Source organism: Microvirga sp. P4_G7, assembly GCF_056401005.1.
Map to the genome: position 1 here is coordinate 1 of NZ_JBFUKD010000197.1, position 5,927 is coordinate 5,927.

The 5,927-nt window shown below is 61.5% G+C and carries 5 protein-coding genes; 4 read left to right on the top strand and 1 reads right to left on the bottom strand.

What is annotated here, in order from left to right; translation table 11 throughout:
• Nucleotides 1-782: IclR family transcriptional regulator (locus tag AC1DT3_RS10555; protein WP_477465210.1), on the bottom strand; the 782-nt coding region annotated here is incomplete at its 3' end.
• A gap of 118 nt (nucleotides 783-900) precedes the next feature.
• Between AC1DT3_RS10555 and AC1DT3_RS10560 the strand changes: the two genes are divergently transcribed.
• From AC1DT3_RS10560 to AC1DT3_RS10575, 4 genes are all read left to right on the top strand, one after another.
• The gene (locus tag AC1DT3_RS10560) at nucleotides 901-2,100 is read left to right on the top strand and encodes an aminotransferase class V-fold PLP-dependent enzyme (RefSeq protein ID WP_477465211.1); all 1,200 of its coding nucleotides are present in this window, start codon (nucleotides 901-903) and stop codon (nucleotides 2,098-2,100) included.
• A gap of 125 nt (nucleotides 2,101-2,225) precedes the next feature.
• Nucleotides 2,226-3,746, top strand: a complete 1,521-nt coding sequence (locus AC1DT3_RS10565; protein WP_477465214.1) for an ABC transporter substrate-binding protein — start codon at nucleotides 2,226-2,228, stop codon at nucleotides 3,744-3,746.
• An 82-nt stretch (nucleotides 3,747-3,828) separates the two neighbouring features.
• Nucleotides 3,829-5,454: a serine hydrolase domain-containing protein gene (locus tag AC1DT3_RS10570; RefSeq protein ID WP_477465212.1), complete on the top strand. Its 1,626-nt coding sequence runs from the start codon at nucleotides 3,829-3,831 to the stop codon at nucleotides 5,452-5,454.
• A gap of 107 nt (nucleotides 5,455-5,561) precedes the next feature.
• On the top strand, nucleotides 5,562-5,927 hold a 366-nt coding region (locus AC1DT3_RS10575), incomplete at its 3' end, for a hypothetical protein (protein ID WP_477465213.1).

A 5,927-nucleotide genomic window follows, 5' to 3' on the forward strand; every position in this document is an offset into this window, starting at 1 on the left:
ATCCGCTCCGCGGCGGCGGAAACGGCGCCGGTGTAGCGCTTCTTGTCCTGCAGAACGCGGTGCTCCGGCAACACGATCGAGATCGTCGCGATGCACTCCCCCGCGGGATTGCAAATCGGCGACGCGATGCAGGCGACGGAGAAATCCGACTCGTTGATCTGGATCGAAAGCCGCCGTTTCAACGCATCCGCGGACGCCGAGGACAGCGCTTCGGCGTCGGTTTTCGCGCGCCCGGTCGGAGACACCTTGGAGGCGTGACGGAAGATCGCCAGTCGCTCGTCGTCGGGCAGGTGGCCGAGCAGGAGCCGGCCGGACGCGGTCCAATTCAACGGCACGCGCGAACCGATCTTCGATGTCACGCGAAAATGCCCCGGTCCGTCGGCCATCGCCATCACGACCATATGGTCTCCGTCTCGCCCACAGATCTGAATGGTCTCCTCGACCTCGCGGCACAGGTCCTGCATCTCGTGGGTCGCGACGTCCAGGAAGTCGAGCGATTGGGCGTAGGCGAGGCCGTAGTGATAGAGGCGCGGACCGAGCCAGATCATGCCGTCGTTGCGCCGTTGCAGCAGCCGCTTCTCGACGAGGTCGTCGATGATTACGTAGACCGTCGACAACGGGGCGCCGATGGCTTTGGCGACGGCATATGGCCCAGCCGGCTTCATGTCCTCCTGGAGGTAGTCGAGAATCTGCAAGGCCCGGTCGATCCCGCTGACGCGCGCGCCTCTGGCCGCCTTCACAGGAGTCGCTGCGGTTTTCAGTTTAGGCGTTTTGGCGTCCACGGGGCGGTCTCCGGTTGGCGCAACGGGCATTCGGCAGTGTGTTACAGCCACAATAATACAATAAATTCCCCAACAATGGAATACGAGCCGCATGGCGGCGGACGATCAAGGAAATGAAATGGACCAGAACGACATTCGCCTGAAGCTCGGCCTTCGTCCCATCATCAATGTGTCCGGCACGATGACGTCGCTCGGCGCGTCGATCGTGGTCCCCGAGGCCATCGCGGCTGTAGCGGCGATCCTCCCGCAATTCGTCGAAATCGGCGATTTGCAGAAGCGGGCGAGCGCGGCCATTGCCCGCTTGTGTGACACGCAATCAGGCTTCGTCACTGCATCCTGTTCCGCTGGTATCACACTTGCGGTGGCTGGCGCCATGACCGGCACGAACCTCGCCGCAATCGAGCGCTTGCCGAACACCACAGGCCTCAAGGACGAGGTCGTGATCATGACAGGTCACATGGTCAGCTACGGCGCTCCCGTGGAGCAGGGGATATCCCTGTCCGGAGCGAAGGTCGTTCCAGTCGGTCAGGCGACGTCGGCGCGCGCATACCAACTGGATGGTGCGATCACCGATAGAACCGCAGCGGCGGTCTATGTGGTTTCGCATCACGTGGTTCAATACGGATTGATCCCGCTCGAAGAATTCGTCGCAATCTGCCATGCACGCGGCGTGCCTGTGATCGTCGATGCAGCCTCGGAATACGATCTCCAGGGTTTTCTCGCGACAGGCGCCGACATCGCTTTGTATTCGTCGCACAAGTTCCTCGGTGGGCCGACCGGCGGCATCGTTGCCGGACGCACCGATCTCGTTCGGGCGGCCTATCTCCAGAACAGGGGAATTGGGCGCGGCATGAAGGTCGGCAAGGAGAGCATCGCTGGAACGATCGGCGCACTGGAAGCGTGGGAGAAGCGCGATCATGTCGGCATCCGCGAGCGAGAGACACGGTCTCTCACATTGTGGGAACGCACGCTTGCCGACAAACCGGGAGTCGTTGCGACGCGCGAGGCCGACCCCACCAACAATCCGCTCGACCGGTTGAAGGTATCACTCGTCCCCGAGGACGCGCATATCACGGCCTGGGATCTCGCCGATGCCCTCGCATCGGGAGCGACGCCGATCATCGTGCGCGATCACGAAGTCGAGCACGGATATTTTTACCTCGACCCCTGCAATCTGCATCCGGGTCAAGAAACGATTGTAGCGGAACGTCTCGTCGCCGAACTCGACAAGGCGCGTCAGTCGAATGAGATCATCGCAACGCCGCTCGAACACCGGCGCAATCGTGGGGACGAGTCTGCGTTGCGTTGGCCGGAATAAGGACGCGAACGAAGTCGATCAAAGAAGAAGTTTGGCGTTGACCCTACGTCATTTGCCCTCCTATACTTCAGAATAATAGGATCTATTCTATTATTTTGGAATAAAAGGGGTCTTTGATGAAGGCGATGAAGTTATCGGTCATGGCGGCGTGTGCTCTCACATTCGCTGCCGTGGCGCCGGCATTCGCGCAGCAGCGCGGCGGCGTGATCAACGTCGCGACGATCGGCGAACCGCCGACGCTCGATCCGATGGTCAGCTCCACCGACATCGTCGGCATGATCGGCCAGCACGTCTTCGAGACACTCTTTACCTTCGACAAGGATTGGAAGACGACGCCTCTGCTCGCGGACGGCATGCCGGCGATTTCGCCGGACGGTCGGGTTTACACGATCAAGTTGCGGCAGGGCGTGACGTTCCACGACGGGCAGGCGATGACATCGGCGGATGTGGTCGCCTCGCTCAAGCGCTGGCTCGATCTCGCCAACCGCGGCAAGCAGATCGCGGAGAATGTCGCATCCATCGAGGCGCTCGATCCCGCAACGATCAAGATCAGCCTGAAGGAGCCTTATGCGCCGCTCCTCGCGCTGCTGGCGTTCAACAATTCCGCAGCCGTCGTCATGCCTGCCGCCAAACTCGACAATCCGCTGAAGGAAGCGATCGGCACCGGTCCTTACAAAGTCAAGGAACGTAAGCCCGACCAATATCTGCAGCTCGTCCGCTTCGATGCGTACAAGTCGCAGCCTGGTGAATCGAGCGGCTATGGCGGAACGCGCCATCAATACGTTGATGAAATCCGCTTCGTGCCGGTGCCGGATGCAAATACGCGTGTCGAAGGCGCGCTGTCCGGTCAGTTCACCTACACCGATTCCTTGCCCATCGAGGCATTTCCGCGCCTGAAGGAAAGCGCCTCGGAAGCCGTCGTTCTGGCGCCTTTCGGTTGGCCGATGTTCGTGATGAACAGCAAGGAAGGTCTGATGACCGACCAGCGGCTGCGCAAGGCCGTGCAGATCGCCCTCAAGGAAGAGGACATGCTGGCGGCCGCGTTCGGCGATCAGGCGTTCTACGCCGTCAACGCGCCCATGTATCCGAAGAATTTCATCTGGCATACGAAGGCGGGCGCGGAGCCGTACAACGAAGGGGATCCGGACAAGGCGAAGGCGCTTCTCAAGGAGGCGGGCTATGACGGTCAAAAGCCGCTGCGCATCATCACCAGCCGCCAGTATGAATTCCATTACAAGATGGCTCTCGTCGCCGCGGAATATCTGAAGCTCGCCGGCTTCAACGTCGCGATGGAAGTCGTCGATTGGGYGACGCTCGTCCAGCGTATCCGCAATCCCGCCCTCTGGGAAATCTTCATCACGCACAGCCCGTTCTTGCCGGAACCGGCCCTGATCAGCATCCTGTCGCCGAGCGCGAGCGGATGGTGGAATACACCTGCGAAGAACGACGCGGTGGCTGCGCTCAACACGGCGACATCGGAGGCCGAACGCGTCAAGCTCTGGGAGAAGGTGCAAAGCCTGATCTTTGCGGAAGCGCCGCTCGTGAAGATCGGCGATTTCAATTCCTTGTCCGCGAAGTCGCCGAAACTGCAAGGTTTCACGCCTTCGCCCTGGCCGGCCTTCTGGAACGTCTCGTTGAAGCCGTAGAGCAGGACCTATGACAACACCGCCCGCCGGTCTTTGCGATCGGTGGGCGTTTCCATAATAGCCCCACAAAGCGTTCATCATCATGGATTCCGTTTCTTCCAAGCTTCCCGCCAATCTCGGCGCGGCGATCGACAGCTTGTTTGCGCCGTGGGCGCGGTCGGACTCGCCCGGCGCCGTCGTCGGCGTCACGCATGGTGGAGAGATCGTCCATCGCGGTTGCTACGGCATGGCGGATCTCGCGCATGCGATTCCACTCGCTCCGCAAACGGTCGTCCGCATCGCGTCGCAGAGCAAGCAGTTCACCGTTTTGCTGGCGCTCATGCTGGAGGCGGATGGAAAGCTGTCGCTCGATGACGACGTGCGGCGCTATTGCCCCTGGCTCCCCATGTACTCGAAGCCGATCACGCTCAAGCATCTCGCTTCGAACACGAGCGGATTGCGTGACATCCTGGAAATCATGATCGCGAGCGGCGTCTCCATCCTCGCGCCGTCATCGCGGAAACTTGCGCGCGATTTCGTGGCGCGGCAGCGTGACGTCAATTTCCTCCCAGGTGAGGATCTGCTCTACAGCAACACGAATTTCCTGCTCCTCTCGGAAATCCTCGAGGATGTTTCGGGAAAGAGCTTCAACGAATTGCTCGCGGAGCGGATCACTGGGCCGCTCGAAATGCCGGACACCCGGCTGATGCCGCGGGACGATGTGATCTTGCCGCGACTTGCGACCCACCATCGTGCCGGCCCGGATGGGGCTTGGCTGAAAGCTGCTTGGGGAATCGCCATCGGCGGAGAAGGGGGACTCGTCTCGTCGCTGGACGACATGCTGCGGTGGCAGCGCAATCTTCGGCAACCGGTCGTCGGAACGCCGGAGATGTTCGCACGCATGCGGACGCCAAACGTTCTGGTGAACGGCGCCACGTCGCCGTACGGTCTCGGCCTCGTCAACACTGTTCACGGTCGCTTGAAAGGCATTGGCCATGGCGGCTGGATCGCGGGTGCAAAATCGGAATCCGTCTATTTCCCCGAAGCCGATCTCGGCGTCGTGATCCTGGCGAACACGGACGAACTCGTGCCGTTCGAACTCGCGCGGCAGGTCGCGGATCTGGCGTTGGGCGGCTCGACAGCGACAGCGATATCCGAACCGGCGAAGCGAAAACTTGCGGACGCGGCCGGAACATACCGACACGAGGGCGACATTTTCCTCATCGAAGCACGCGCGGAAGGGACCGTTCTCGTGACGAGTATGGGGACGTCGTCGATTGGTGAAATCGAGCCCGGATTGTTCGCGCCGAAGACATCCATCCCGGCTTTCGCTTTCCGGATCGAAGGGAAAGATTCCATCGAGACGCAACGTTACGGTCGGACCCGCCGATTCGTCCGGCTGGCTCGCCAAGCGCCTGCACACGACGCGGCAGAGCTCTCCGGTTCGTATTATGACGAGCGTTCCGGTTTGACCGCCGAGATCCTGTGCGGCGAGGCGGCAGGCCTATTGCGGCTGTCGTCCCCGATCGGCGCCTGCCAGCTCGCCCTCGATCCGATCGGCTCCGGCCTGTTCGTCGTCCGCCAGGGCGATGCCGATGCACATGATGCCTGGCGCGTCGCCCCTTGGGTGCTTCCGTGGCTCTACACCCTTCGCGTCGTCGACGGTAGCATCGTCCTAAGCAGTGACAGGACCAAGAATCTTGTCTTCCACCGCGTTGATGAGATCTGATTGCGCGACGATTGTCCCAACGTTAATTCATCCTCCGTTCAACACTTGGCGTTTATCGAGATATCCTGTGCCGGGTGATGTATGATTCCCCGGTTGGAGGAAGAGACATGAAGCTTCGCATGTTGATCGCCGGTGCCGTGACCGGGCTTGCGATCGGAACGACGGCGCAGGCCGCTCCGGTTTCGGCCGCGGGATCGACCGCGTGGGGTTCTGCGACGCAGAATGTCCAGGCGTTCTTTTACGACGACGATCCGCCGCCGCCGGTCTATTACGGCCCGCCCCCGCGCGCCTATTATCCGCCGCCGCCTCCGCCRCCCCCGGGTTATTACGGTGGCCCGCCGCGCTACGGCTGGCGCCCGCCGCCACCCCCGCCACCGCGCTATGGCTGGCGTCCGCCGCCGCCCGGCTATTATTACGACAAAGACGCGGCGAAGGATTACGTGAAGGATTACCGGCAGAACCAGAAGGAAATC